The 474-nt window shown below is 69.0% G+C and carries 1 protein-coding gene; it reads right to left on the reverse strand.

Features of this window, described 5'->3' with window-relative positions; all coding sequences use genetic code 11:
- Positions 1-457, reverse strand: a 457-nt coding sequence (locus tag SB754_RS19245) for a phosphoenolpyruvate-utilizing N-terminal domain-containing protein (protein WP_410784018.1), incomplete at its 3' end; no start/stop codon positions are given.
- Positions 458-474: the final 17 nt, after the last annotated feature.

Here is a 474-nt window from a genome sequence, read left to right on the forward strand (position 1 = left end):
GAACGTCCGACGCCGGGATCCCCGGTGGGGGCAGCCCGTCCAGTTGGGCGACGATCCGGGCCCTGACATCGAGCACGTCCTGCGTCCGTTCCGCCATATAGCCGCCCAGGCTCTGCAGCATGGCGGCCACTTCCATGCCGGCCTCCCAGATTGCCCGTTCCGGGGTCATTCCCGCATTGATGTGCTTGCCGGCGGCCTTGAGCAACATCGGATCAGTGGCCATCATGGCCGTTGCGTTGAGAACCGCCTTGGCATCACCTGACGCCGTCTCCGCGCGGTGGCGCAGATCGTCCCGCACGTCCTCCGCTGCGTCCTTGAGCCGCGCCTTTTCTCCGTCGACCGTTCGGCCGGCCCCGAACCGGGCATCCGCTGCGGGCTCGGGCACCGGGGGCGGCATCCGCAGTGAGGGCCCCAGCACCCGCCCGGCGCTGACTCCGATTCCCGTGATGGTCCGCATCAATGTGCCTCTCCGTG

This window comes from Leifsonia sp. SIMBA_070, assembly GCF_046534635.1.
GTDB lineage: Bacteria > Actinomycetota > Actinomycetes > Actinomycetales > Microbacteriaceae > Leifsonia.